This window comes from Pseudomonas sp. RA_5y_Pfl1_P24 (assembly GCF_963970945.1).
Lineage (GTDB): Bacteria > Pseudomonadota > Gammaproteobacteria > Pseudomonadales > Pseudomonadaceae > Aquipseudomonas > Aquipseudomonas tritici.
The window spans coordinates 402,720-427,109 of record NZ_CAXAOJ010000001.1; the positions used below are offsets into that span (position 1 = coordinate 402,720).

Sequence of the window (24,390 nt, forward strand, 5' to 3'; positions counted from 1 at the left end):
TTTTGCTGATAACAATAAGCGCGCCAGGAGCAACCGCCCCATGCACAACGTTTTAGACCACTTTCGCCTCGATGGCCGGCTTGCGCTGGTCACTGGCTCCAGCGCCGGTATCGGCCTGGCGATCGCCCGCGGCCTGGCCCAGGCCGGTGCGCGGGTGGTGCTCAACGGGCGCAACCGCAGTACCTTGCGCGACGCCGCCGCACTGTTGACGCTGGAAGGCCTCGAGGTGCACACACAGGCCTTTGATGTGACCGACAGCGCGGCCATCCAGGCCGCCGTAGCGAACATCGAAGAACGCCTCGGCCCGCTGGATATCCTGGTGAACAACGCTGGCATGCAACGCCGTGGCTCGCTGGAAGACTACAGCGAGCAGCACTGGCGCGAACTGATCAGCACCAACCTCGACAGCGCCTTTTTGGTCGGCCAGGCCGTGGCGCGGGCAATGATCCCGCGCAAGCGTGGGCGCATCATTAATATCTGCTCGGTGCAAAGTGAGTTGGGCCGCCCGGGTATTGCGCCGTACGCGGCGAGCAAGGGCGCGCTGAAAATGCTCACCAAGGGCATGGCCATCGATTGGGGCCCCCATGGGCTGACGGTCAACGGGATCGGGCCTGGGTATTTCAAGACCGAGCTGAACGCCAATCTGGTCGCCAATCCGCAATTCAGCGACTGGCTGGTGCAACGCACACCCAGCCGCCGCTGGGGTGAGGTGGACGAGCTGGCCGGCGCCGCCGTATTCCTCGCCAGTGACGCCGCCAGCTTCGTCAACGGTCATATTCTTTACGTCGACGGTGGCATCACCGCGTCGCTGTAACCCTGGAGAATTGTATGCACGCCATTGTCTGCCATGCCTCGAAAGACTTGCGAGTCGACCGCCTGGACGAACCACAGCCCCTCGCCCCCGCCCAACTGCGGGTACGCATCGCCCGGGGCGGTATCTGCGGCTCCGATTTGCACTACTACCAGCACGGCGGCTTCGGCACCGTGCGTCTGCGCGAGCCGATGGTGCTCGGCCATGAAGTGTCGGCGGTAATCGACGCGGTGGGCAGCGATGCCGGGTCGTTCAAGGTCGGGCAACGCGTTGCGGTGTCCCCGTCGCGCCCCTGCGGCGGTTGCCGTTACTGTCATCAAGGTTTGCCCAACCATTGCCTGAACATGCGCTTCTACGGCAGCGCCATGCCTTTCCCGCATATCCAGGGCGCGTTTCGCCAAAGCCTGGTGATCGAGACCCATCAGGCCCATCTGCTGGCCGATGAAGTCAGCCTGGCCGAAGGGGCGTTGGCCGAACCCTTGTCTGTGGGTTTGCACGCGATCCAACGGGCCGGCGCGGTGTTCGGCAAGCGCGTGCTGGTGACCGGCTGCGGTCCGATCGGCAACCTGTTGATCGGTAGCCTGCGCGCTGCTGGCGCCGCTGAAATTGTCGCTGTGGACCTGTCCACCAGCGCCCTCGCCTGCGCTGAAAAAATGGGGGCCACGCGCACCCACAACCTCGCTGGCGGTGCCGATGCGCTGAAACGCTACACCACTGAAAAAGGCTATTTCGACGTCATGTTCGAAGTCTCCGGCAGCGCCCAGGCCCTGCGCAACGGCCTGGAATGCATCGCGCCGCGAGGCGTGCTGGTCACCGTGGGCTTGGGCGGCGACGTGTCGCTGCCGCTCAATCTGCTGGTGAGCCGCGAGATCGACCTGCGCGGCACCTTCCGCTTCCACCCGGAGTTCGCCCAGGCGGTGGACTTGCTCAACCGCCGGATCATCGACGTGCGCCCGGTAATCTCCCATACGGTGCCATTTGAGCAGGCGCTACAGGCGTTTGAACTGGCGGCGGACAAGACGCAGGCGATGAAGGTGGTGTTGGATTTCGGCGTGCCTGATCCGGGAATGCAGCCCTCCCAACAACACTGAGCCCCTGCTCCCACAGTGTTCAGTGGCGTTCCCCACGCCATCAGCGCTCTTGCAAACGATCGCGCAAGAACCGATGGCTTGGGGAAAACAACCGGCGATACGTCAACAGCACCGCCCCCACCGTGCCCAACGCCGACGAGGCCGCAATCAAGAACATAATCACGATCTGATACCGCACCGCATCCACCGGGCTCTCTCCCGCCAGCACCTGCCCGGTCATCATGCCGGGCAGGCTGACGATGCCCACCACGGTCATCTGGTTCAGCGTCGGGATCATCCCCGCGCGCACCGCCTGACGGATGGCTTCCTGCGCCGCTTCCCAGCGTGAGCCGCCGAGGGCCAGGATCATTTCAATGGTGTTGCGCCCTGAGGTCAGCTCCTGGGTCATGCGTTCGATACCCAGCGATACGCCAGTCAGGGTGTTGCCGAGGATCATGCCGAGAATCGGGATCGCATACTGCGGCTCGTACCACGGATGAATACGGATCACCGCAAAGAGGCCCACCGCCGTTACCAGCCACGAACTGCCCCACACCGACAGGATGCTGTCGACACGCTGCCCCCGATAAGTCCGCTGCCCACGCCCCGCTGCCGAGAGACCGGCGATCAGGGTCATGGCGCACATCAACGGCAGCACCACGTACCAGTAGGCAAACTCGAACACCCAGCCCAGCAGGTAACCGATGGCCAGCAGTTGCACCACGGTCCGCACCGCCGCCCATAGCAACTGGCGCTCCAGGCCCAGGCGCAACAGCAACGAGAGCGCACCGTTAATCAGGATCAGCGAGGCGGCGATGCCCATGTCCAGCGCGGTGAGGTTTTGATAGTTCATGCCTGTGTCACTGCGCTCAACACGCCAGCACTCATCTGCAAGTGGATGTCGCTCATGCGCCGGGCCTGGTCGAGGTCGTGGGACACCCAGATAGAGGCCCGTGTGGGATCGCCGGCAAACCACGCATCGATCAACGCTTCCACCTCGCGCGAGGAAGCTGGATCAAGGGCGGCGGTGGGTTCGTCGAGCAACAGCACTTCGGGGTTGAGTTGTAAGGTGCGGATCAGCGAAACCACCTGGGATTCACCACCCGACAGGTCGACGGCGCGCTTGGCCAGAAAATCCGGGGCCTTGCCGGCGTGCCCGAGCAGTGTGGTGACCGCCGCCAGATCGAAGCTACGCTTGCGCGAGGTCTTGAGGCTGAAGGGAAAGCGCAGGTTGTCTTCCACCGTGCCGTCGAGCAGCGCCGGGCGTTGGGACAGGTAGCTGATATGGCAGCGGTAGTGGGGAATCTGCGCATTGCCGATTGGCTGGCCGTTCCACAGGATCTGCCCGGACGTGGGCGCATCCAGCAACGCCAGCGCGCGCAGGAACACACTTTTTCCGGAACCGGACGCGCCGGTGATCGACACGCGGTCGCTGGCGGTCAAGCTGAAATCGGTAGGCTGGAGCAAGGGCACTTGGCGGCGCTCGTCCATGCGCATGAGGGCGCGGGTTTCGATCAGTGCGCTCATGGACGCGGGGTTCCTTTTAAATCCTGATGGACGCAATGGTGAGGCAGACGCACGAAGTTTTCATGAAAAAATTCAAACTATCGCCACCCACGTCGTTCACACCATCACGTGCAACGTTCAGTAGGAGGCAACATGCAATACCGACAACTGGGCCATTCCGGCTTGCTGGTGTCCGAAATCATCCTGGGCACCGTGCCTTTTGGGGGCCGCGCAGAGTTTGAAAAATGCGGATCGGTGGACGTGCCCCAGGCCAAGCGCATGTTCGATATCGCGTTCGACGCGGGTGTGAACATGGTCGACACCGCCGATCTCTACTCCCACGGGCTGGCCGAAGAAGTGGTCGGTAAAGCCCTGGGCGACAAGCGCCACGACATCCTCCTGGCCACCAAGGGCCGCAGCCCCGTTGACAAGAACCCGAACAACTCCGGTTCCTCGCGCTATCACTTAATCCGTGCGTGTGAGGCCAGTTTAAAACGCTTGGGTACCGACCATATCGACCTTTACCAATTGCACAATTGGGACGGTATGACGCCCATCGAGGAAACCCTCGAAGCGCTGCGGTTGCTGGTGGGCTCGGGCAAAATCCGCTACTTCGGCACCAGCAACTTCACCGCCTGGCAGATGATGAAAACCCTGGGCAAAGCCGAGCTGCATGGCATGCTCAAGCCCATCACCCAGCAGATCTACTACACCCCGGAATCCCGCGAAGCCGAGTATGAGCTGCTGCCACTGGCGCTGGATCAGTCAGTGGGCACCCTGGTATGGGGCCCGATGGGCGAGGGTTTGCTGACCGGTTCCACCCGTCGCGGGCAAAAACCGCCCGCTAACACCCGTCAGGGCAGCGATTGGCCGGAACCCTATGTGCACGACCAGGAGCGCGCCCTGGACATTATTGAAACCCTCGCTGCTGTCGGTGATGAACACGGTGTCTCAGTTGCCCGCACGTGCCTGGCATGGCTCAAGGATCGACCGGGGATCACCTCGCTGATTGTCGGCGCGCGCACCGAAGAGCACCTGCGTGACAACCTTGCGGCGACTGAACTGAAACTCACCGAAGAGCAGTCTTTGCGCATCGAGGCGGTGACGCGTCGCCAGCCGCTGTACCCGTACTGGCATCGTTTCACCGCCGGGATCGACCGCTTTGATCCGGCGGAACAGCCGTTTCTGGCGGAGCATCAGAAGACCCTGGATGCGCGCACCGACAAGTAGCGCGGGCAGGTGACACACCTCAGAGCAAAAACTGTGGGAGCGGACCTGCTCGCTTCCACCGTTTGATCAGCGTGCCCTCGGGAATTTGCAATCGCGCCTTACACTGCCTATATTTCCCGCCTGGCGCTCTCTACGCCACCTTCCGCGGAAAGGGCTGCGCCCAAGACCCTGCAACACCCTCTTTTGTCTACGACTCCCAACCTTAAAGCGGAAAAGGTTTGTGCAAGGAGCTCGTATGCCCCACCACGTCAACACCGATGGCCGCCTCAACCTTGGGCAGCAGCGCAAGCGTGCCAAGGAACTGCTGCCGCGCCTGAGAATCCAGGATCCCACCGCCACCTTGTCCCAGGCTCAATGGCAGATCGCCAAGCAGTTGGGTTTCAGCAGTTGGCCCAAGCTCAAGGCCCACGTCGATGCGATCGACTTCGCCGCTCGCCACCCCGACTTCGCGGCCAGCGATGAAGCCCGTACCACGCACTGGCGCTGCGGCAATGACATCGCGCATAGCCTGCAAATAGCGGGGTTCAAGGGACACTTTCAAATGCTCACTGACCCACTGTGCATGGGGCCGGTCCGCGACGTGCCCAGCGAAGCATTCCGCGCCCTGCGCAGCAGGTTTATCAGCCAGGCCTTCGCCCTCGACGAAACGGAGGTAGCGCGCCGTGTCGCCGATGAATACGACCAGCTGCAAGCCTTGACCAGCGCCGATCACTGCGTGCTGTGGTGCGAGGCGGATGCCTACGACCAACTGTTCCTGATCCGCGCACTCGCAGGTCTTGAGCAGGCGCCGCGCAAGTTGGAGCTGATCGAAGTCGACCGGATCCCAGGTGTCGAACGTTTTATCGGCATCGGCCAATTGGCACCCGATGTGCTGGCCTGGCTTTGGCCGCAACGGCGTTTGATCGACGATGACGCGGTGCAATTGGCCAAACAGGCCTGGTCGGCGTATTGCGAACCGTCACCCGAAACCTTGGCGGAACTGGCCCACGGCACACATGCCGCCTTGCCGTTGCTGGCGCCCGCACTGTTGCGCCAGTTGCAGGAGCTGCCGGGCATCCGGGACGGTTTATCGCTCACCGAACGCCTGTCCCTGACCTACATTGCCGAAGCCGGGCCGGTGCCGTTTGGTCGGGTGTTCGCCGAGTTGATGGCCAAGCGCGAGCCGCTGCCGTTCCTGGGGGACATGATGTTCCATGCGCTGATGCGGCCGTTGATTGATGGCAAGCATCCGTTATTGACCGAGACAGAACCGGACCGGGACTGGCCTCGACGCGAATTAACGCTGACGCCATTGGGGCATCAGGTGCTGAGCGGCGACAGTTATTGGCTCGACCACGCCAGCCATGCGCGCTGGGTCGGCGGTGTGTGCTTGAGACCTGGCCGCCCCCATTGGGCGATAGACGGCGCCATGCCGAGCTGGCGTGGCTGACACATCGGTCAATGAGGCCCCCACAATGGAAGCCATCCCAGGCAAGCCAGCTCCCATAGGTTGAATTGGGCGATATTTCAGTGCCGCAGCAACTTGCGCAGCGGCACGCCGTCCTTGAGCACCGGCGACTTGATCACGATGTAGCTGAAGTACTTGGAAATCCCGATATTCTTGTCCAGCAAACTCTCGACCACTTCCTGATAGTGCTGGATGCTGCGCGTCATGAAGCGCACAAGGTAGTCGTAGCCGCCGCTGATCAGGTGGCATTCAAGCACTTCGTCGACCAGGCGGATATTGGATTCGAACTTGGCGAAATCCTCGCGTTTGTGGTCGCTGAGGGTGATCTCCGTGAATACCGTGACCGAATCGGTGATCTTGGCCAGGTTCAAATGCGCCTTGTAGCTGGAAATAAACCCGGCCGACTCCAATCGCTTGACCCGTTGCAGGCAGGGGCTGGCAGACAGGCCCACGGCGTCGGCAAGGCTGACATTGGTCATCCGGCCGTCCTTTTGCAGTTCAACCAGAATGCTGATGTCGATCCGGTCCAGCTTGACTTGCCCTTCCATTGCGTACCTCTTGACTGCCGTTTGTAAGACAATCTTCTAGCAAAATCAGCGCCGTAAAGACAGCTGATGCTGCGCCACCAGATCCGCCATGCTGTTGATGCAATAGTCCGCCGCGCAAGGCGAAGGCTGTTTGGCCCGGTGGCGGCCGATCAAACAGCGGTCCAGCGCGTGCTCTGCGCCGACCGACGGACGTGTCACGTGCAGGATCGGCTGTTCATCAAAGGCTTGAGGATTGTGCCATTGCGGGTCGTCGGCCAGGGAAATGAAATCTTCCGGTGCAATCCCCAGGCGCTCGCACAGCTTACCGCGATCCTCGGCATCGCGGTCGCCACGCACCAGCAGGCGATAAAACTTGCGCAGGTACAGCATCGCCCCCGGCGCATCCTCGAACAGCGACCAATTGCCCGCCGAACGCGCAAAGCTCATGCCCTCCTCCCAACTGGCATGCAGGCCCCACTTTTCAGCCAGATGGCGATGGGCGAAACACAAGACGCCACTGAAGCCTAGCTCAGCAAACCGCGGATAGAGCGCGGCAACGACCGCGTCGAATTCGGCCAGCACGGTCTCCCGGGTTGGCTGCCCACCACGGCTGTCGAGCAGCGGTTGCAACGCCGCCCACACCCCCGAATCCCGATCCACCAGCACTTCATCGCAGTCAATCAGCAACGCCCGATAATCTGTCAGCCCCATGGTGGGTCAAGCCTCCCTTGATGCATTTCGCCCCTAGCGGGCACAGCCTCAGTTCAAGACCCGTGCCAAGGCCGCGTCGAGAATCTGCAAGGCTTCGTCGACCTGCGCTTCGGTGGTCACCAACGGCGCGAGGAAGCGCAGTACGTTGCGGTGTACGCCGCACTTGATCACCAGCAAACCACCGGCGCGGGCGGCGTCGATCACCCGTTGATTGAGGTCGGCATCCGGGGTGCGCTCAGGGTCATTCTTGATGAACTCGATGGCCAGCATAAAACCGGTGCCGCGTACGTCGCCGATGTTCGCGAAGCGCGCCTGCAAACCGAGCAAACCCTGACGCAAACGCTCGCCCAGCACTTGGCTGCGTGCCAGCAACTGCTCGTGTTCAAACGCTTCGATGACCGCCAGCGCCGCCGCACAGGCCAGGGCGTTACCGCCATAGGTACCACCGAGGCCGCCGGGCAGCGGCGCATCCATGATATGCGCTTTGCCGACCACGCCGGACAACGGCAAGCCACCGGCCAGGCTCTTGGCCACGGTGACCAGGTCGGGCCTGATGCCGGCGTGCTGGAAACCGAACCAGGTGCCGGTGCGACCGAAGCCGGTCTGGATCTCGTCGAGGATCAACACAATGCCGTGCTTGTCGGCCAACGCGCGCAGCGCCTGCAGAAACTCCGGCGGCGCCGTGAGGAAACCGCCGTCGCCCTGCACGGGTTCAATTATGATCGCCGCGACACGCTCCGGTGCGACCTGGGTTGCCAGCAACTCATCCAGCGCCTTGAGCGCGACCTCGCTGGTCACCCCGCGATAAGCGTTCGGGTAGGGGGTGTGGAATACCTCCGGCGCAAACGGGCCGAAGTTTTGTTTGTAAGGCTGGCTCATCCCCGTGAGCGTAGTGCCCAGCAACGTACGGCCATGGAAGCCGCCACGAAAAGCGATCACAGCCGAACGATTGGTGTGGGCGCGGGCGATCTTCACCGCATTTTCCACCGCCTCGGCGCCGGAGGTGAAGAACGCAGCTTTATAGGCCTGCTCACCGCCAACCATTTCACACAACCGCTGGGCCAGGTCGAGATAAGGCTGGTAAGCCACGACCTGGAAACACGCGTGGGAAACTTTTTGCAATTGGGCCTGCACAGCCGCAACGACTTTAGGGTGGTTGTGGCCGATATTCAGCACGCCAATGCCGCCAACGAAGTCCAGGTAACGCTTGCCATCCACGTCCCACAACTCAGCGCCTTGGGCGCGGTCGATCACCAGCGGATGCGCGGTAACCAGCCCACGGGGCACGAACTGCTCGCGCTGACGGAGCAAATGAGGGGTTTCGTCGACTTTGCTATTCATGGCATTTCCCATCGTGAGTCCGGCAACCTGGAGGTGGTTGCGATGCTGTTCAGATTACGGCCTGCGGGCAACGCACTCAGCCGAACTTGCCCCGTGAGAAATTCGGATCGACTGTTTTGCCCCCGCCTTTCAACAGATCCTGCGCCGAGGTATGGGCGATGATGAGGCTTCCCTTTATCCAGCAGGAAATGCCCCATGGCCTTGCTCTACAAAGCTGATCCGGTGCGTGGCAAACAGTGGCAGGCGCTCTTTGCCAACCATGCCCCGGATATCGAATGGCGTGCCTGGCCAGACATCGGCAACCCCGAAGAGGTCGAGTACCTCGCCGCCTGGACAGCCCCGGATGATGTGGCGCAATTGCTGCCCAACCTCAAAGTGCTGTTCGCGCTGTCAGCCGGTGTCGATCAACTGGACCTGTCTCGCTTGCCGCCGGCGCTGCCGGTGGTGCGTCTGCTCGATCCGGGCATCACCCGTGGCATGTGCGAATACGCCAGTTGGGCCGTGCTCAGCCTGCACCGGGATATGTTGCGTTATCGCCAGCAACAGGTTGCGCGCTGCTGGCAGGCGCACCTGTTGCAACCGGCGGTGAATCGGCGGATTGGGGTGATGGGGTTGGGCGCCCAGGCCCAAGAGATTCTAGCGACGTTGGCGCCGCTGGGGTTTGCGTTGTCGGGATGGGCACGCAGCGCGCACCAGGTATCAGGGGTGGAGTGTTATGCAGGAGAAGCGCAACTGCCGGCGTTTCTCAGTCAGTGCGACATTCTGCTGTGTGTGCTGCCGCTGACCGAGCAGACGAAGGGCATCCTCGATCGGCGCTTGTTTGCGCAACTGCCACAGGGAGCGACGTTGATCAATATGGGTCGTGGAGGGCATCTGGTTGAAGAGGATTTGCTGGAGGCATTGGGCAGCGGCCGGTTGAGTGGCGCTGTGTTGGATGTGTTGCAGGAGGAGCCTGCACCGGCAAGTCATCCGTTTTGGGATCATCCGCAGATTGTGCTGACGCCGCATATTGCTGCGATGACTCAGCCGGCGAGTGCGTTTGCGGTGTTGTTGGAAAATATCCGCCGGTTTGAGCGCGGCGAACCCATGGTGGGTGAGGTAGATCGCTCACTGGGTTACTGATGTATGAAGATCAAAATGTGGGAGCGGCGGTGCGAGCAAGTCGAATCGTCGCACCGCCGCTCTCACATTTTTGAGCGTACTCTGCTTAGAAATCGAGCCTCTCAGTGATCGCCAGCCCGACATCCTGCGTCGAGCCCTGCCCGCCCAGGTCCGGCGTAATCGGCCCTTCGGCAATTACCTGTTCAATCGCCCGCAAAATCCCATCATGCGCCGCCCGATAGCGCTCATCCCCATTCCCCAGGAAATCCAGCATCAGCGCCCCCGACCAGATCATCGCAATCGGGTTGGCAATGTTATGCCCATAAATATCCGGTGCCGAGCCATGCACCGGCTCGAACAATGAGGGAAACCGCCGCTGCGGGTCCAGGTTCGCGGACGGCGCAATCCCGATCGTGCCCGCACACGCCGGCCCCAGGTCAGACAGGATGTCGCCAAATAGATTCGACGCCACTACCACGTCAAACCGGTCCGGCTGCAACACAAACCGCGCACACAGGATGTCGATGTGCTGCTTGTCCCATGTCACTTCGGGGTAGTTCGCTGCCATCAACGCCGTGCGCTCATCCCAGTACGGCATGCTGATGGAAATCCCGTTGGACTTGGTCGCCGCCGTCAACCGCTTGCGCGGGCGGGTCTGGGCCAGGTCGAAGGCAAACTTGAGGATGCGGTCGACCCCACGCCGGGTAAACACGGACTCCTGCAACACAAACTCATGCTCGGTGCTCTCGAACATCTTGCCGCCCACCGACGAATACTCGCCCTCGGTGTTCTCACGGATCACCACAAAATCAATATCCCCAGGCTCGCGCCCGGCCAGCGGGCACGGCACGCCGGGGAACAGCCGCACCGGGCGGATGTTCACATACTGGTCGAAATCGCGGCGAAATTTGAGTAGCGAGCCCCACAGGGAAATATGGTCCGGTACTTTTTCCGGCCAGCCGACCGCGCCGAAGTAGATGGCGTCAAAGTCCTTGAGTTGCTCAAACCAGTCCTCGGGCATCATCTGCCCGTGCGCCAGGTAGTAATCACAGTGCGCCCAATCAAGCACCTCAATGCTCAGGTTCAGGTCCCAGATCTTCGCAGCCTGTTCCAGTACCCGTAGCCCTTCGGGCAACACTTCCTTGCCAATGCCATCGCCGGCAATCGCGGCGATCCTGAATGCCTTGTTCATGAACCACTCCTCACTGACTGTCAATTCAAGCCGCCAATGTGGAAGGCTTTGACTTCAAGGTACTCGTCCAGGCCGTACTTGCTGCCCTCACGCCCCAACCCTGATTGCTTAACGCCGCCAAATGGCGCGACTTCCATCGAGATAATCCCGGTGTTGAGCCCGACCATGCCGAACTCAAGGGCCTCGCCAAAGCGCCACGAACGCTTCAAGTCCTGGGTGAAATAGTAGGCGCCCAGGCCGTACGGCGTCGCGTTGGCCAGCGCCAGCGCGTCGGCTTCATCGGTAAAGCGCATCAGCGGCGCCACCGGACCGAAGGTTTCTTCATTGGCCAGTAACATCCCGGCATGGGCATCCCCCAGCACCGTGGGCTGCACAAACGGGTTATCGCCAGCAGGGATCGCACCACACAACAATCGAGCGCCCTGGCTGAGGGCATCGTCGATATGCCGCGCCACTTTGTTTACCGCAGCGGGGTTGATCAGCGGTCCGATGGTCACGCCGTCTTCCAGGCCGTTACCCACCTTGAGCTTGCCCACCTCTTCCACCAGGCGCGCGGCGAAACGCTCGTAGATGCCGTCTTGCACGAGGATGCGGTTGGCGCAAACGCAGGTTTGCCCGGCGTTGCGGAATTTGCTGATCATCACGCCAGCCAACGCCTGTTCCAGGTCGGCGTCATCGAACACAACAAACGGCGCATTGCCGCCCAACTCCAGACTCAGGCGCTTGATGTGCTCGGCGCTCTGGCGCATCAACAAGCGGCCCACCGCCGTGGAGCCGGTGAACGAAATCTTGCGCACCGCCGGGTTGCCGGTCAGCTCTGCGCCGATGCCGGCGGGCAGCCCGGTGATCACATTGAACACCCCTGCAGGAAGGCCGACGCGCTCAGCCAGCACCGCCAGGGCCAGGGCCGACAGCGGTGTAAGGTCCGACGGCTTGACGATGATCGGGCACCCGGCCGCCAGCGCGGGTGCGCATTTGCGGGTGATCATCGCGTTGGGGAAATTCCACGGGGTGATGGCAGCGCATACACCCACCGGTTGCTTGAGGGTCAGCAGGCGGCGATCGCCACTGGGCGCCGGCATGGTTTCGCCGTAGACCCGGCGCGCTTCCTCGGCGAACCATTTGACGAAACCGGCACCGTAGCGCACCTCGCCGCGCGCTTCGTTGAGCGGCTTGCCCTGCTCGCTGGTCATGATCAGCGCGAGGTCGTCAAGGTTGTCGATCATCGCCTGGTACCAGCGCTCCAGCAGCGCCGCGCGCTCTGCCGCCGGGCGCGCACGCCAGGCGGGCCAGGCGCTTTCGGCGGCTTCGATGGCACGGCGGGTATCCACCGCATCCATCGCCGGGACCTGCGCGAGCAGGCCGCCAGTAGCGGGGTCGCGGACGTCCAGGGTGGCGCCGCTGTCGGCAGCAATCCATTGGCCATCCACGTAGGCGAATTCAGCCAGCAGGCTGGGGTCTTGCAAGCGATTCTTGAGCATGGTCGAGTCCTGATCCGAGACAGGTTCCAGTCTAGGGAGCTGCCACGGATGAGGATGCCGAAAGTGCAGTTACAGCAGCGTGCCGTGCTGAAATTCACCCCAGGACGGCAGGCTCTGCTAAGCCGTAAGCGAGCCCAGCAAGCCCTGCAAAAAGCGCTCGCCGGCGTCCATCTGGCTGATCTCGATAAACTCATCGGGCTTGTGCGCCTGCTCGATAGAGCCTGGCCCGCACACCACCACGGGCACATCCAGACGCTGCTTGAACAGGCCGCCCTCGGTGCCGAACGAGACCTTGGAGGTGCCGGTGTCGGGCGCGGCGAACTGTTTGAGGAAGCGCACCGCTTCGACGCTGGGATGCGTGTCGAGGCCAGGGTAGACGTTGACGGTTTCAATCTCGATGGCGGCCACGCTGGACAGCTTCTGCGCCTCACGCACGATCACTTCGGCACGCTCGCGCATCTGCTCAAGAAACTGATCCAGATCGTCAGCCGGCAAGTTGCGGACCTCGAAATCCAAGGTGCACAGGTTGGGCACGATGTTCAGCGCCTTGCCGCCGACAATCTGCCCGACATGTACCGTGCTGTAGGGCACGTCGTAGTCGCTGTCCTGGGCGCCCTGTTGTTGCAGGTGCTGCTGGCTCTCGCGAAGGGCGGCGATAAAGTCGCAGGCGACATGGATCGCGTTGACAGAACGCGGCGCCAGCGACGAATGCGCCTCCTGGCCCCGGCAAAAAGTGCGGTAGGACCCCTTGCCCTTGTGGCCGAGTACAAACTGCATAGTGGTCGGTTCACCAATCACGCACAAAAAGGGTCGCACCGGTGCCAGGTGCAACACGTCGAGCAAGCGCCGCACCCCAACGCAACCGATCTCTTCGTCATGGGACAGGGCCAGTTGCAGCGGGCGGTTCAGGTGATGGTCGGCGGCATCCAGCATGGCGTCGATGGCCAGGGCGATAAACCCCTTCATGTCGCAACTGCCCCGGCCATAGATGCGTCCGTCCTGCACGGTGGCGGCAAAGGCGGGAAAGGTCCACGCCTGCCCTGCTGCCGGCACCACGTCGGTGTGCCCGGACAGCAACACGCCAGGCTGATCCTTAGGCCCGGTGCTGGCGAACAGGTTGGCCTTCTTGCCGCTCTGGTCCTTGACGATCAACGACTCGATGCCTTTGCCCAGCAGCAGGCCGCGCACGTAGTCGATCAGGGCCATGTTCGATTCCGATGACACCGTGTCGAAGGCTATCAGTTGTTTGAGAATCTCGAGGACGCGGGGTTTCATAAGGCCTGGCTCCGTTGTTCGGCAGGTACCGCAAAGCGGGTGATGGAGAACGGCTCGATGGGCGTGCTGGTGCTACCGGTGCTGAGCAGTTCGGCCATCACATCCCCCACGCCAGGGCCGAGCTGGAAGCCGTGGCCGCAAAAACCGAAGGCATAGAACAGCCCGTCGACGGTGCCGCTGGGCCCCATTATCGGCAACGAATCCGGCAGATAGCCTTCGATGCCGCTCCACACGCGAACGATGTTCAGGTTGCCTACGCCTGGCAGCAGGCGGCGCATCTGGTTGACCTGATTGAGGATGCTGCGCGGTTCCACGTAGGCGCGGCGGTTAAGCATGTCGGGTTTGCTGCGGTAGCCGCCGCCGATGACGATGTTGCCACGCGGGATCTGGCGGAAGTAGATCACTTCCTCGGGAATCTTGGTGTACACGCCGATCACTGTTGGCAGCGCATAGGGCACCGGTTCAGTCACCGCCATTTGCGGGCCATGGGTGTCCAGTGGTACCGGCTCGCCAAACTGCGCCGAGAGTTTCTGGCCCCAGGCGCCGGCGGTGATCAGCAGTTGCGCGGCCTGGAACTGGCGGCCGTCGGTGGTGGTGAGATGGAAGTCGGCGCCGACTTTCTGCACCTCAGCCACTTCGGTGCGCTCTTCGATCTGCGCGCCCAGACGCTTGGCGGCACGGGCAAACGCCGGTGCAGCCAGACGTGGGTTGGCGTGGCCGTCATGGGGTGCGTAGGAGCCACCCTTAACGTCCGGGCCGAGGAAGCCGAAGCGTTGACGCAACTCGGCGCCACGATAGATTTTCAGGTCCAGTTGCGCAGCTTCCGGCGCGGCGGCATAGGCCTCCAACTCGGCGATTTCATCTTCGCGATAACACACGCGCATATGCCCGCTGGGGATGAACTCCAGGTCATCGTCGATCAGCTCCGGCAAGCGTTTCCACAAGGCCCAGGAGCGGTTGGCCAGGGCCAGTTGGCCGAGGAACCGCCCCTGCCGGCGCACATTGCCAAAATTGACGCCGCTGGCGTACTGACCGATCTGGTCACGCTCCAGCAGGATCACCGACTGCCCGCGACGCCGCAGGAAAAACGCGGTCGCCGAGCCCATCAGGCCTCCGCCGATAATCACCACATCGGCTTTTTGCACGCTCATGGCGAAACCTCCTCGGTGAGCATCGACAACGGTTTAACCGGTGCCTGGCCGCGCTGGCGGCCGACTTCCTGCACCTGCACACCGGCGGCGGCGGCGATCACTTCGGCGCCGGCCTGGGAGCAATAACGCCCCTGGCAACGGCCCATGCCCACGCGGCTGAACGCCTTGGCGCGGTTAACCTCGCAGGCGCCCTTCTCGCTCACCGTGCGGCGCAATTCACCGGCGCTGATCATTTCGCAGCGGCACACAATGGCGCTGTCCGGCAGCGCCTTGGCCTGTTCGCTGGGCCACGGGAACGCTTCGGCCAAGCCAAGGCGGAACTGATCCATCACGGCCAGGGCCTGCTGTTGTTCATCACGTAAACCTGCATTGATCGGTTTCTGCAGATCTTCCAGCAGCGCCAACGCCACCAGGCGCCCGGCGTGCTCGGCGGCATCCGCACCACGAATTTTCGAACCGTCGCCAGCCGCATACACGCCCTTTACCGACGTGCGCCCGGCCTCATCGGTCGCCAGCCACCACTGGCTGGACGCATGATCAAATGCCATGGCGCACCCGGCGAGGTCGCCCAGTTGGGTTTCCGGGCGCAGGTGGTAACCCAGCGCGACTGCATCGGCTTGCACCGTCTCAGTCCGTCCGCTGCCCGTGGTGAACCGCACGCCCATCACGCCATTGGCCGCATCGCCCATGACTTGCAGCGGCTTGATCCCCAGGTGCACTGCGACTTTGGCCCGATACAGTTGTGCAAGCAGCTTGATCCCGGTGAACAGCACTGCCGGGCGCGCCAGCAGTTTGGGCAAGGCTTTGAGGCGCAGGCTCAGCGGCGAAGTGTCGAGCACCGCTGCCACTTCGGCGCCGGCTTTGACGTATTGGCTCGCGACCAGGTACAGCAACGGCCCACTGCCCATGAACACCACGCGATGACCAATGGACACGGCCTGGTTTTTCAGCGCGATCTGCGCGCCGCCCAGGCTATAGGTGCCCGCCAAGTGCCAACCCTCAATGGGCATCAAGCGGTCGGTGGCGCCGGTGCAAAGAATCAGCGCGTCGTAATCCACTGTGCTGTGGCGGCCCTGGCTCACGCAGCACAACTGCCCCGGCGTGAGGTTCCACACCAGGGTGTCGGGGCGATAGTCGATGGCGTCGCGCAGGCGGTCGAAACTCTGGTGCAGGGCCTGGGCCTTGGCTGCTTCAGTGCCGTACAGCGTCGTGTAATCGCGGGTAAAGCCGTCTGGCTGGCGACGGTAGATCTGCCCGCCGTCGCGGCGATTTTCATCGATCACGATCGGCTGGATACCGGCCGCCAGCAAGGTTTGTGCGCAGCGAACACCGGCCGGCCCGGCGCCGACAATAATTACCCGTGCAGTGGCCATGTCGCCTCCGGTTGTGTGGTGACAATGTCCAGTCCGTCACGGACCTCATTGGAGCAAGCCCGCAGGCGTTCGCCGCTGCGGGTCCACACCCAGCAATCCTGGCACGCGCCCATCAGGCAGAAGCCGGCGCGGCGCCCGCTGTCGAATTCCGATTGGCGCAAGGCGTTGCCCTGGGTCAGCAGCGCGACCATCAAGGTATCGCCTTGCAAGGCTTCGACCGGTGCGCCATCCACGGTCAGGCTGACCGTCGGCCGGCCCTGTTCGGCCAGTCTCACAAAACGCCCTTTCATGCATACGCTCCCAAGGTCATGGTAATGACGCCCTGCTGGGTGTTCAGCAACTGGGCGCTGTCGTGGTGGCAGAGAATTTCACCGCCGTTGTCCAAGGTGCGCCGGTTCGGCGCGGAGCGGTTGCACAGGCCGTCGACCCGGACCGGGCAGCGACTGAGGAAGGTGCAGAGTTCCGGCACGTTGGCCCGCTCGCCAATCGGCGGCAGTGTCGCGCAGGTGGTGCCGCAGCTTTCCAGCCACCCCTGGCGCAATTCAGGCACCGAGTGAATCAACAGGTCGGTGTACGGATGGAACGGTGGCTCGGCAAACGACTGGCGATTGCCGGCCTGCACTTTATGGCCGCTGTACATCACCACGATGTCATCGCACAGCGCGCGCACGGTGGAGATGTCGTGGCTGATAAACAGGTAGGACACGCCCAGTTGCTGGCGCAGGTCGCGCAGCAGCTCGAGGATCGCGGCGCCGACCACGGTGTCGAGGGCCGAGGTGACTTCATCGCACAGGATCAGGTCAGGCTTGGCGGCGAGCGCGCGGGCCAGGTTGACCCGTTGTTTTTGCCCGCCGGAAAGTTCATTCGGCCGACGTTCAGCCAGGGTGCGCGGCAGGCGCACCAGGTCGAGCAATTCGCCGATACGCGCCTGTAGCGCTGGGCCTTTTAGGCCAAAATACATCTTCAACGGGCGGCTGAGGATGGTCGCCACGCTGTGCACCGGGTTGAGGGCGGTGTCGGCGTTCTGGAACACCATCTGGATGCGTCGAAATTGTTCCGGGGTGCGCTCAGACAGGCTGCCGCCCAGCGGCTGGCCGTCAAACGTCAGCCCTCCGATGGCCGGGGTCAACAGCCCCGCGACCACACGCGCCAGGGTGGATTTGCCGGAGCCCGACTCACCGATCACACCGATGGCCTGGCCGCGACGCACCGTCAGGTCGATGTCTTCCAGCACCCGAATCGCCGGCATGCCCTGCATGTTCTTGTTGCCGTAACCGGCGGTGAGGCCGCTGATGGTCAGCAGCGGTACGTCTTCGGCAATCCCGCAGGGCGGGCGAATAGTGGTATCCGGCCGCGCGGCGGCCAGCAAACTGCGTGTGTATTCATGGGCCGGGGTCTTGAGCAGCGGCGCGGTGGCGCTCTGCTCGAGGATTTGCCCACCGTTGAGCACCACAATCTGGTCGGCCATTTGCGCAACCACGGCCAGGTCGTGGGACACATACACCGCCGTCGCGCCACGCTCGCGCACCACGCGTTTGAATGCGCGCAGCACGTCGATCTGGGTGGTCACGTCCAGCGCTGTGGTCGGCTCGTCGAGCACCACCAGCAGCGGGTCGCTGATCAGCGCCATCGCCGCCATCACTCGCTGCAGTTGCCCGCCGGAAACCTGGTGCGGGTAACGCCGGCCGATGCGCTCGGGATTGGGCAGGGCAAGGTCACGAAACAAGCCGATGGCCTTGGCTTGCAACTCGGCCCGGGTGCCCAGGCCATGGATCAACGCGCCCTCTACCACTTGGTCGATGAGTTTTTTCGCCGGGTTGAACGCGGCGGCGGCGCTTTGGGCGATATAGGACACGCGGTTTCCACGCAGGCCCTGCAGCTTTTTTTCGCTCAGGGCGAGCATGTCGTGTTCACCCACCTGCACCACCCCGCCGGACAAGCGACAGCCACGCCGTGCATAGCCGAGCAACGCCAGGGCGATGGTGGTCTTGCCTGAGCCGGACTCGCCGATCAGTGCCAGCACTTCACCTTTTTCCAGGGAAAAGCTCACACCCTTGACGATCTCAATCTCACTGCCTTCGTCGCCAGCAACGACGCGCAGGTCTTCGACGCGAATCAATTGGGTCATTTCAGTGGCCTCCCGTGCGTCGACTGCGTCGTGATGACAGGTAGTCGATCAACAGATTCACACCGATGGTCAGTGTGCCAATGGCCAACGCTGGAATAATGATGGCCGGCGCGCCCTGATTGAGGCCGCCGATGTTTTCGCGCACCAGCGAGCCGAGGTCGGCGTCTGGCGGTTGCACGCCAAGGCCGAGAAAACTCATGCCACTGAGCAATAGCACGATGTAGCCGAAACGCAGCCCCAGGTCGGTCAGCACCGGGTTGAGCATATTCGGCAGGATTTCCATGCACGCCACGTACAAACGGCCTTCGCCGCGCGTACGCGCCACCTGCACATATTCCAGGGCTTCGATATTGACCGCCATACTGCGGGCAACACGGAACGAGCCGGGGATATAACTGATCACCGCCGTGCAGATCAGCAGCGTGACTGACGAGCCAAACGCCGAGACCATGATCAGTGCAAGCATTTTGCTTGGGATCGAAATGAAGGCGTCCATGATGCGGCTGATGATTTCGTCCAGCCACTTGGGCGACACCACCGACAGCAGCGCACACCCGGTGCCAAAGGTACTGGCCAACAACGCCGCCACCAACGCCAGCCCGACCGTGAATCGCGCGCCCACCAATACCCGGCTGAGCATGTCGCGGCCCAGGTAATCAGTGCCGAACGGATGAGTGAGGCTGAAGCCTTCGAAGATGTTATCGGACACCACTTCACCCACCGGGTGTGGCGCCAGCCAGGGGCCCAACAGCGCCACCAGCAACCAGGCGACGCACACAACGGCGCCCAAAAGGCCCAGCCACGACGGGCCGCTGGAAACCTTGGCGAGGGCCAGGGCGGAGGACAGGGGCTTGGATTTCGCAATGAGCGGGTTCATTGGTTTCTCAGCCTCGGATTGGACAGGATTGCGCACAGGTCGGCGAGCAGCACCAACGCCAGGTAGGCCGCGCAGAACAACATGGTGCACGCTTGCACCAGCGCCATGTCACGGTTGGTCACAGCATCGACCATCAAGCTGGCAATGCCGGGGTAGTTAAAGATGGTTTCGACGATCACCACCCCGCCCAACAGGTACGACAGGCTCAGGGCGATGGCATTGGCAATCGGCCCGATCGCATTGGGCAGGGCATGGCGCAGCACGATGCGTATGGGACTGACGCCTTTGAGCCGGGCCATCTCCACGTAGGGGCTGTCGAGTTGGTCGATCACGGCGGCGCGCGTCATGCGCGCCATTTGCGCGACGATCACGCAGCACAGGGTCATCACCGGCAAGGCATAGGTACGCATGAATTGCAGCGGTGAGGTGATGTCGCTGGCGTAGGACAGCGCCGACAACCAGCCGAGGTTGACCGCGAAAACCAGCACCGCCAGGGTCGCCACCAGAAACTCCGGCACCGCGACCATGGCCAGTGTGACAAAGCTCAGACAGCTGTCGATGCGCCCGCCCCGGCCCATCGCCGAGCCGATACCGAGTACCAACGCCACCGGCACCGAGACCAGTGCAGTGACGCCCGCCAGCATCAGGGTGTTAGGCACGCGACCGGCCATCAGTTCACCCACCGGCATCGCGTTGGAGACCGACACGCCCATGTCCCCGGTGAGCAGGCTCATCAACCAGTGCAGGTACCGCAACACACCGGGCTGGTCCAACCCCAGCTTCAGGCGCAGTGCCGCCACCTGTTCAGGGGTCGCGAACTGGCCGAGGGATTGTTGCGCCGCGTCCCCCGGCAGTACCGCCGTGATCGCAAACACGACCATGGACACGATCAACAAAGTCACGGCCCCGGCGCCGAAGCGCCGGGCGATCAACCACAGTGTATTGCTATTCATCGTACCGTCCTCCTCACGCGTCCAACCACACCTGCTCGGCAAACATGTAGCCCATGAAACCGCCCAACGGGTTGGTGCCGTAGCCTTTGACGCGCTGGTCCACGCCGTCAATGTTGCTGATGAACACCGGCACGCCGATACCGCAGTGGTCGTGCACCAGGGTCTGCATGTCGCCATACATTTTGGCGCGCTTGGCGTCATCGGTTTCGCCACGGGCCAGCATCAGCAGTTGGTCGAACTGATCGTTCTGCCAGCCGGATTCGTTCCACGGCGCCTTGGACTGGAAGAACTGCGAGAACATCACGTCGGCATTCGGCCGTGGGTTGATGTTGCCGAAGCTCAGCGGGTGCTTCATCCAGTGGTTGGACCAGTAGCCATCACTTGGCAGGCGGTTCACGTCGAGCTTGAGCCCGGCCTGTTTGGCCGATTGCTGCAACAGCACAGCAATGTCCACCGAGCCGGTGGCGGCAGGCGATGCCATGACGGGCATGGTGATGCTTTCCATGCCGGCTTTCTTCAGCAGGAACTTGGCTTTTTCCGGGTCGTAGACCGTCTGGGGCAAGTCGGTGTTGAAGTAACGCGAACCCGGCGCAATCGGGTGATCGTTGCCGACCACCGCAAACCCACGGAACACCGCGGACTTGACCTGCTCACGGTCGAGCAGCAGCTTCATGGCCTGAGTGAATTCCGGACTTTTGCCGGGCAACTGGTCCTGGCGAATGATCAAGTCAGTGTAGTTGCCCGACGGCGCATCCACGACCCGGTGTTTGGCACTGGCGGCGATGCGCGTGGTGGAACGCGGGTTGACCTCGTTGATCATATGCACATCGCCCGACAACAGCGCGTTGACCCGCGACGGTTCGTCGGCGATGGCGATGAATTCGATCTCGTCGAGGTACGGCAGGCCCGGTTTCCAGTAGTTTTTGTTGCGCACGGCAATCGAGCGCACACCCGGCTTAAACTCGCCGACGGTGAATGGCCCGGTGCCGATGCCTTTGTTGAACTCGGTGGTGCCTTCAGGAACGATCAACAAATGCGACACGGCGAGGATCGACGGCAGCTCGGCGTTTGGCGCGCTGAGGCGAATTTGCACTTCGTTCGGTCCACTGGCCTTGATCTCGGCGAACTGCTCCATCAGTGGCATGACCTTGGAACCGGTCAGCGGGTCCTTGTGGCGGCTGAGCGAGAACACCACGTCGGCGGCCGTCAGGGCCTTGCCGTTGTGGAAGGTCACGTCTTTGCGCAGGGTGATCGTCCACACGGTCGCGTCGGCATTGTCGATACGCTCGGCCAGTTCCAGTTGCGGCACCAGGTGCTTATCAAAGCGGGTCAGGCCGTTGTAGAACATGTAGTGGCGTGCGTAGTCGGTGGACAGCGCGCCCTTGGCCGGGTCGAGGGTATCGGCGGTGGAGCTGGACATGCCGGCGACACGGATCTTGCCACCGGGCTTGCCTTTGCCCTCAACGGCGGCTTCATCAGCGAACAACTTACCGGCACTGCCGAACAGGCTGCCCGCACCGACGGCGGCCACACCGGCAACGCCGAGCATTTGCAAAGCGTTGCGGCGTGACATGCCGCGATTGAGACTTTCAAACACCCGCAGGCTTTCCTGGCCGGAAATGAGCTCGGGTGTGTTTTTGTTGTCTGTCATAGCAAGGCTACCTGTCGATAATCGGAAGAATCGAGTGCTCACGGATGTCCGGAGCGTCCTGGAAACGCAAACGACGGTGACGCAACAACGGCAACTCAGTGCAAATAGTCCTGGAAACGGTAATAGGCGCCCACGAACGGCAGGAACCAGGGTTTGCCGAAATGCCCGGGAATCGCCGGCCATTCGAGTTCACGCCACGGGTTGGCCGCCGTGTTGCCAGCCATGACGTCGGCCATGACCTGGCCCATGTGCACCGACATCTGCACGCCATGGCCGCTGTAGCCCATGGAATGGAACACGCCGCCATGCTGGCCGGCGCGGGGCAGGCGGTCGGACGTCATGTCCACCAGCCCACCCCAGCAGTAGTCGATTTTTACCCCCGCCAACTGCGGGAACATGTTCAGCATCGCCGCTTGCAGCACCTTGCCGCTCTTGGCGTCGGAGACGCTGTCGGACATGGCAAACCGCGCACGCCCACCAAACAGCAGGCGGTTGTCCGGGGTCAGGCGAAAGTAGTTGCCGATCATGCGGCTGGTTACGTACGCGCGGTGCTGCGGCAACAATTGGTCGATCAACGCCTGAGGCAAGACTTCGGTAGCAATCACGAAGCTACCCACCGGCACGATGCGCCTGCGGTACCAGCCAAGGTCGCCATGCTGACAGGCGCCGGTGGCCAGCAAGACTTGCCCGGCGTGCAGCGACCCCTTGGTGGTATTGACCTGATAACCACCGGCCTGGGCCTTCCAATCCTTGACGGCCGTGTGCTCGTAAATCATCGCACCACGTCGCGCCGCCGCTTCGGCCAACCCGACGCCAAAGCGCCCGACATGCATCTGCACGCCATTGCGTTGCAGCAAACCGCCATGGAACTGCGCCGAGTTGACTTCGGCGTGGGTCTGTTCGGCGCTGAGCAGCTCGACATCGGCATCCACCTCCTGGCGGATCAACTCGCACGTGCGGGCCAGGCCTTCGTAATGCATGGGCTTGGCCGCCAGCTTGAGCTTGCCGTTGCGCACCAGGTCGCAGGCGATCCCTTCCTGCTCGACCAGCGCCACCACGCTCTGTACCGCGCTTTCATACGCCTGGTAATAAGCGCGCGCCTTGGCGGCACCTAGGCTGGCGTGCAGCCCGGCGTAATCCTGGGCCACGCCGGTGTTGCACTGCCCACCGTTACGCCCTGAGGCTTCACCGTTCACGCGCCCGGCGTCCAGCACCACGACGCTGGCGCCCTTGAGCGCCAACGCCCGCGCTGCCGCCAGGCCGGTAAACCCACCGCCGACCACAGCCACGTCGACCTGCTTGGGCAAGCCGCCCAACTGGGCACCGGTAAAGGCCGGTGCGGTGTCGAGCCAATAGGATTCACTGCCCATGTCTTACCCTCAAGGTGCGCGTTTACAGACCGACCAACGCCGGCAACCCACCGATATCGGTGATCTGCTGGTAACCATAGAACGCATTGGCGGGCACTTCGTGGCCACGGGCAACAAAGGCTTTGTTCTTGATCTTCATGTCATGGGCCGAGATCAGGTCATAACGGAAGCTGGAAGATACATGCAAGATGTCTTCCGGACCGCACCCGAGGTTGTCGAGCATGAATTCAAACGCTGCCAGCCGCGGCTTGTAGGCCTGGGCCTGTTGAGCCGTGAACACTTTATGGAACGGCGCGCCGAGCTTGTCGACGTTGGACATGATTTGACTGTCCATCGCATTGGAGAAGATCACCAGGGGAATCTTGTCGGCAATCTTCGACAGACCGGCTGGCACGTCCGCATGGGGGCCCCAGGTCGGCACTGCGTCGTAATACAGCTGGCCTTCTTCGCGGTAATCGATACCCCAGCGCTTGCAGGTACGGGCCAGGGCGGTCTTGAGAATTTCATCGTACGGACGCCAGTCGCCCATGACCTGGTCGAGGCGGTAGGCCGAGAAGTCCTTGACGAACTGGTCCATCTGCTCAGGGGTGATGCGGTCAGCGAACAGCTCGCGGGTCATGGTGCCCATATGAAAGTTAGTGAGCGTGCCGTAGCAGTCGAACGTAATGAATTTGGGACGAAGAAAGCTCATTGAGTGCGGTCCTGGAGTCAGTTGAATGTGACAAGCGTTCGCTGCCCTGGCGGCGCGTCGGCCTCGTTGCAGCACAGGTTCATTACACCACTGTGAAATCAGCATATGCCGTCTAAAACGACCTGTGCTCAATACAAACCACCGTTTTGGGGGTTGGGCTCAGCAGAGTTTGCGGTGCGCGCCAGGCTTGGGCAGAGCCTTTGTTTGTGCGCTTTTATGGGGATTTTGGGGTGGGGAGGCTTGGGGATGGGGGGTTGAGGCGGCAGAAAGTTTGGTTGGAGGATTGGGTGCATATCCGTTTCTGCGGTGACGGCTGATATTGGTTTCGCCCTTACGGCGAGTCACTTTGCAAAAGCGGCAAAGTAACCAAAGCGCTCTTGCCCCACCACTCGGCACCTCGCCTAGGCTCGGTGTGCCTGAGATCAAGATCACAAGCCAGATCAAAAGCAGGTGTGACATGCGCTGCCGATCTGCTTTTCTGTGGGAGCTGGCTTGCCTGCGATG

At 62.4% G+C, this 24,390-nt stretch carries 22 protein-coding genes; 5 read left to right on the forward strand and 17 right to left on the reverse strand.

Going from position 1 to position 24,390, the window contains the following annotated elements; all coding sequences use genetic code 11:
* The first annotated feature begins 40 nt into the window (after positions 1 to 40).
* Both AACY30_RS01855 and AACY30_RS01860 read left to right on the forward strand, forming a co-directional pair.
* Positions 41 to 814 (forward strand): glucose 1-dehydrogenase, encoded by a 774-nt coding sequence (locus AACY30_RS01855; RefSeq protein ID WP_339467606.1) that lies wholly within the window; start codon positions 41 to 43, stop codon positions 812 to 814.
* A gap of 14 nt (positions 815 to 828) precedes the next feature.
* The gene (locus AACY30_RS01860; protein WP_339467608.1) at positions 829 to 1,902 is read left to right on the forward strand and encodes an L-idonate 5-dehydrogenase; all 1,074 of its coding nucleotides are present in this window, start codon (positions 829 to 831) and stop codon (positions 1,900 to 1,902) included.
* A 40-nt stretch (positions 1,903 to 1,942) separates the two neighbouring features.
* Here AACY30_RS01860 and AACY30_RS01865 read toward each other — a convergent pair whose 3' ends face one another.
* Together AACY30_RS01865 and AACY30_RS01870 are read right to left on the reverse strand one after the other, a co-directional pair.
* Complete coding sequence (locus AACY30_RS01865) at positions 1,943 to 2,734, reverse strand: ABC transporter permease (protein WP_339539541.1); 792 nt, start codon at positions 2,732 to 2,734, stop codon at positions 1,943 to 1,945.
* Complete coding sequence (locus tag AACY30_RS01870; protein WP_339467611.1) at positions 2,731 to 3,408, reverse strand: ABC transporter ATP-binding protein; 678 nt, start codon at positions 3,406 to 3,408, stop codon at positions 2,731 to 2,733. The genes AACY30_RS01865 and AACY30_RS01870 overlap by 4 nt, the downstream gene beginning before the upstream one ends.
* A gap of 132 nt (positions 3,409 to 3,540) precedes the next feature.
* On the opposite strand from AACY30_RS01870, the gene AACY30_RS01875 reads away from it, so the two are divergent.
* Both AACY30_RS01875 and AACY30_RS01880 read left to right on the forward strand, forming a co-directional pair.
* Positions 3,541 to 4,617 carry an aldo/keto reductase gene (locus AACY30_RS01875; RefSeq protein ID WP_049712509.1) on the forward strand — a complete coding sequence of 359 codons (1,077 nt, stop codon included), beginning with the start codon at positions 3,541 to 3,543 and terminating at the stop codon, positions 4,615 to 4,617.
* Positions 4,618 to 4,852: 235 nt separating this feature from the next.
* The gene (locus AACY30_RS01880) at positions 4,853 to 6,046 is read left to right on the forward strand and encodes a DUF1835 domain-containing protein (protein WP_339467613.1); all 1,194 of its coding nucleotides are present in this window, start codon (positions 4,853 to 4,855) and stop codon (positions 6,044 to 6,046) included.
* Positions 6,047 to 6,123: 77 nt separating this feature from the next.
* Here the strand turns inward: AACY30_RS01880 and AACY30_RS01885 are convergent, their stop codons facing one another.
* Genes AACY30_RS01885 through gabT form a run of 3 tightly spaced genes read right to left on the reverse strand, consistent with a single transcriptional unit; the run spans position 6,124 to position 8,643 of the window.
* Positions 6,124 to 6,612, reverse strand: a complete 489-nt coding sequence (locus tag AACY30_RS01885; protein ID WP_339467616.1) for an Lrp/AsnC family transcriptional regulator — start codon at positions 6,610 to 6,612, stop codon at positions 6,124 to 6,126.
* A 45-nt stretch (positions 6,613 to 6,657) separates the two neighbouring features.
* Positions 6,658 to 7,302, reverse strand: a complete 645-nt coding sequence (locus AACY30_RS01890; RefSeq protein ID WP_339467618.1) for a 2-haloalkanoic acid dehalogenase — start codon at positions 7,300 to 7,302, stop codon at positions 6,658 to 6,660.
* Between the two features lie 48 nt (positions 7,303 to 7,350).
* Positions 7,351 to 8,643: a 4-aminobutyrate--2-oxoglutarate transaminase gene (gabT, locus tag AACY30_RS01895; RefSeq protein ID WP_339467620.1), complete on the reverse strand. Its 1,293-nt coding sequence runs from the start codon at positions 8,641 to 8,643 to the stop codon at positions 7,351 to 7,353.
* Positions 8,644 to 8,838: 195 nt separating this feature from the next.
* Here gabT and AACY30_RS01900 point away from each other — a divergent pair, with 195 nt between their 5' ends.
* Positions 8,839 to 9,765, forward strand: a complete 927-nt coding sequence (locus AACY30_RS01900) for a 2-hydroxyacid dehydrogenase (protein WP_339467622.1) — start codon at positions 8,839 to 8,841, stop codon at positions 9,763 to 9,765.
* Between the two features lie 85 nt (positions 9,766 to 9,850).
* Here the strand turns inward: AACY30_RS01900 and AACY30_RS01905 are convergent, their stop codons facing one another.
* The 12 genes from AACY30_RS01905 to AACY30_RS01960 form a co-directional block, all read right to left on the reverse strand.
* Positions 9,851 to 10,936 (reverse strand): tartrate dehydrogenase, encoded by a 1,086-nt coding sequence (locus tag AACY30_RS01905; RefSeq protein WP_339539543.1) that lies wholly within the window; start codon positions 10,934 to 10,936, stop codon positions 9,851 to 9,853.
* Positions 10,937 to 10,956: 20 nt separating this feature from the next.
* Positions 10,957 to 12,417 (reverse strand): NAD-dependent succinate-semialdehyde dehydrogenase, encoded by a 1,461-nt coding sequence (locus AACY30_RS01910; RefSeq protein ID WP_339539544.1) that lies wholly within the window; start codon positions 12,415 to 12,417, stop codon positions 10,957 to 10,959.
* Between the two features lie 117 nt (positions 12,418 to 12,534).
* Positions 12,535 to 13,692 carry an acetylornithine deacetylase gene (gene argE / locus AACY30_RS01915; protein WP_339539546.1) on the reverse strand — a complete coding sequence of 386 codons (1,158 nt, stop codon included), beginning with the start codon at positions 13,690 to 13,692 and terminating at the stop codon, positions 12,535 to 12,537.
* A complete protein-coding gene (locus AACY30_RS01920) occupies positions 13,689 to 14,843 on the reverse strand; it encodes an NAD(P)/FAD-dependent oxidoreductase (RefSeq protein ID WP_339539548.1) in 1,155 nt (384 codons plus the stop codon). Before AACY30_RS01920 ends, argE begins: the two co-directional genes overlap by 4 nt.
* Positions 14,840 to 16,216, reverse strand: a complete 1,377-nt coding sequence (locus AACY30_RS01925; RefSeq protein ID WP_339467633.1) for an FAD/NAD(P)-dependent oxidoreductase — start codon at positions 16,214 to 16,216, stop codon at positions 14,840 to 14,842. The genes AACY30_RS01920 and AACY30_RS01925 overlap by 4 nt, the downstream gene beginning before the upstream one ends.
* A complete protein-coding gene (locus AACY30_RS01930) occupies positions 16,198 to 16,506 on the reverse strand; it encodes a (2Fe-2S)-binding protein (RefSeq protein ID WP_065875926.1) in 309 nt (102 codons plus the stop codon). The genes AACY30_RS01925 and AACY30_RS01930 overlap by 19 nt, the downstream gene beginning before the upstream one ends.
* Positions 16,503 to 18,344, reverse strand: a complete 1,842-nt coding sequence (locus tag AACY30_RS01935) for an ABC transporter ATP-binding protein (RefSeq protein WP_339539550.1) — start codon at positions 18,342 to 18,344, stop codon at positions 16,503 to 16,505. The genes AACY30_RS01930 and AACY30_RS01935 overlap by 4 nt, the downstream gene beginning before the upstream one ends.
* A 1-nt stretch (position 18,345) precedes the next feature.
* Positions 18,346 to 19,221: an ABC transporter permease gene (locus AACY30_RS01940; protein ID WP_339467638.1), complete on the reverse strand. Its 876-nt coding sequence runs from the start codon at positions 19,219 to 19,221 to the stop codon at positions 18,346 to 18,348.
* On the reverse strand, positions 19,218 to 20,174 hold the full coding sequence (locus tag AACY30_RS01945; RefSeq protein ID WP_339467641.1) for an ABC transporter permease: 957 nt from the start codon (positions 20,172 to 20,174) through the stop codon (positions 19,218 to 19,220). Before AACY30_RS01945 ends, AACY30_RS01940 begins: the two co-directional genes overlap by 4 nt.
* Positions 20,175 to 20,187: 13 nt before the next feature.
* On the reverse strand, positions 20,188 to 21,825 hold the full coding sequence (locus AACY30_RS01950) for an ABC transporter substrate-binding protein (protein ID WP_339467643.1): 1,638 nt from the start codon (positions 21,823 to 21,825) through the stop codon (positions 20,188 to 20,190).
* A 95-nt stretch (positions 21,826 to 21,920) separates the two neighbouring features.
* Complete coding sequence (locus tag AACY30_RS01955) at positions 21,921 to 23,195, reverse strand: NAD(P)/FAD-dependent oxidoreductase (protein ID WP_339539552.1); 1,275 nt, start codon at positions 23,193 to 23,195, stop codon at positions 21,921 to 21,923.
* 22 nt (positions 23,196 to 23,217) lie between these two features.
* Positions 23,218 to 23,886 carry a haloacid dehalogenase type II gene (locus tag AACY30_RS01960; protein WP_339467647.1) on the reverse strand — a complete coding sequence of 223 codons (669 nt, stop codon included), beginning with the start codon at positions 23,884 to 23,886 and terminating at the stop codon, positions 23,218 to 23,220.
* Between the last annotated feature and the right edge of the window lie 504 nt (positions 23,887 to 24,390).

Coding starts and splice junctions, on each gene's coding strand:
- AACY30_RS01855 (WP_339467606.1), top strand. CDS start 41: ATGCACAACGTTTTAGACCACTTTCGCCTCGATGGCCGGCTTGCGCTG.
- AACY30_RS01860 (WP_339467608.1), top strand. CDS start 829: ATGCACGCCATTGTCTGCCATGCCTCGAAAGACTTGCGAGTCGACCGC.
- AACY30_RS01865 (WP_339539541.1), bottom strand. CDS start 2,734: ATGAACTATCAAAACCTCACCGCGCTGGACATGGGCATCGCCGCCTCG.
- AACY30_RS01870 (WP_339467611.1), bottom strand. CDS start 3,408: ATGAGCGCACTGATCGAAACCCGCGCCCTCATGCGCATGGACGAGCGC.
- AACY30_RS01875 (WP_049712509.1), top strand. CDS start 3,541: ATGCAATACCGACAACTGGGCCATTCCGGCTTGCTGGTGTCCGAAATC.
- AACY30_RS01880 (WP_339467613.1), top strand. CDS start 4,853: ATGCCCCACCACGTCAACACCGATGGCCGCCTCAACCTTGGGCAGCAG.
- AACY30_RS01885 (WP_339467616.1), bottom strand. CDS start 6,612: ATGGAAGGGCAAGTCAAGCTGGACCGGATCGACATCAGCATTCTGGTT.
- AACY30_RS01890 (WP_339467618.1), bottom strand. CDS start 7,302: ATGGGGCTGACAGATTATCGGGCGTTGCTGATTGACTGCGATGAAGTG.
- gabT (WP_339467620.1), bottom strand. CDS start 8,643: ATGAATAGCAAAGTCGACGAAACCCCTCATTTGCTCCGTCAGCGCGAG.
- AACY30_RS01900 (WP_339467622.1), top strand. CDS start 8,839: ATGGCCTTGCTCTACAAAGCTGATCCGGTGCGTGGCAAACAGTGGCAG.
- AACY30_RS01905 (WP_339539543.1), bottom strand. CDS start 10,936: ATGAACAAGGCATTCAGGATCGCCGCGATTGCCGGCGATGGCATTGGC.
- AACY30_RS01910 (WP_339539544.1), bottom strand. CDS start 12,417: ATGCTCAAGAATCGCTTGCAAGACCCCAGCCTGCTGGCTGAATTCGCC.
- argE (WP_339539546.1), bottom strand. CDS start 13,692: ATGAAACCCCGCGTCCTCGAGATTCTCAAACAACTGATAGCCTTCGAC.
- AACY30_RS01920 (WP_339539548.1), bottom strand. CDS start 14,843: ATGAGCGTGCAAAAAGCCGATGTGGTGATTATCGGCGGAGGCCTGATG.
- AACY30_RS01925 (WP_339467633.1), bottom strand. CDS start 16,216: ATGGCCACTGCACGGGTAATTATTGTCGGCGCCGGGCCGGCCGGTGTT.
- AACY30_RS01930 (WP_065875926.1), bottom strand. CDS start 16,506: ATGAAAGGGCGTTTTGTGAGACTGGCCGAACAGGGCCGGCCGACGGTC.
- AACY30_RS01935 (WP_339539550.1), bottom strand. CDS start 18,344: ATGACCCAATTGATTCGCGTCGAAGACCTGCGCGTCGTTGCTGGCGAC.
- AACY30_RS01940 (WP_339467638.1), bottom strand. CDS start 19,221: ATGAACCCGCTCATTGCGAAATCCAAGCCCCTGTCCTCCGCCCTGGCC.
- AACY30_RS01945 (WP_339467641.1), bottom strand. CDS start 20,174: ATGAATAGCAATACACTGTGGTTGATCGCCCGGCGCTTCGGCGCCGGG.
- AACY30_RS01950 (WP_339467643.1), bottom strand. CDS start 21,825: ATGACAGACAACAAAAACACACCCGAGCTCATTTCCGGCCAGGAAAGC.
- AACY30_RS01955 (WP_339539552.1), bottom strand. CDS start 23,195: ATGGGCAGTGAATCCTATTGGCTCGACACCGCACCGGCCTTTACCGGT.
- AACY30_RS01960 (WP_339467647.1), bottom strand. CDS start 23,886: ATGAGCTTTCTTCGTCCCAAATTCATTACGTTCGACTGCTACGGCACG.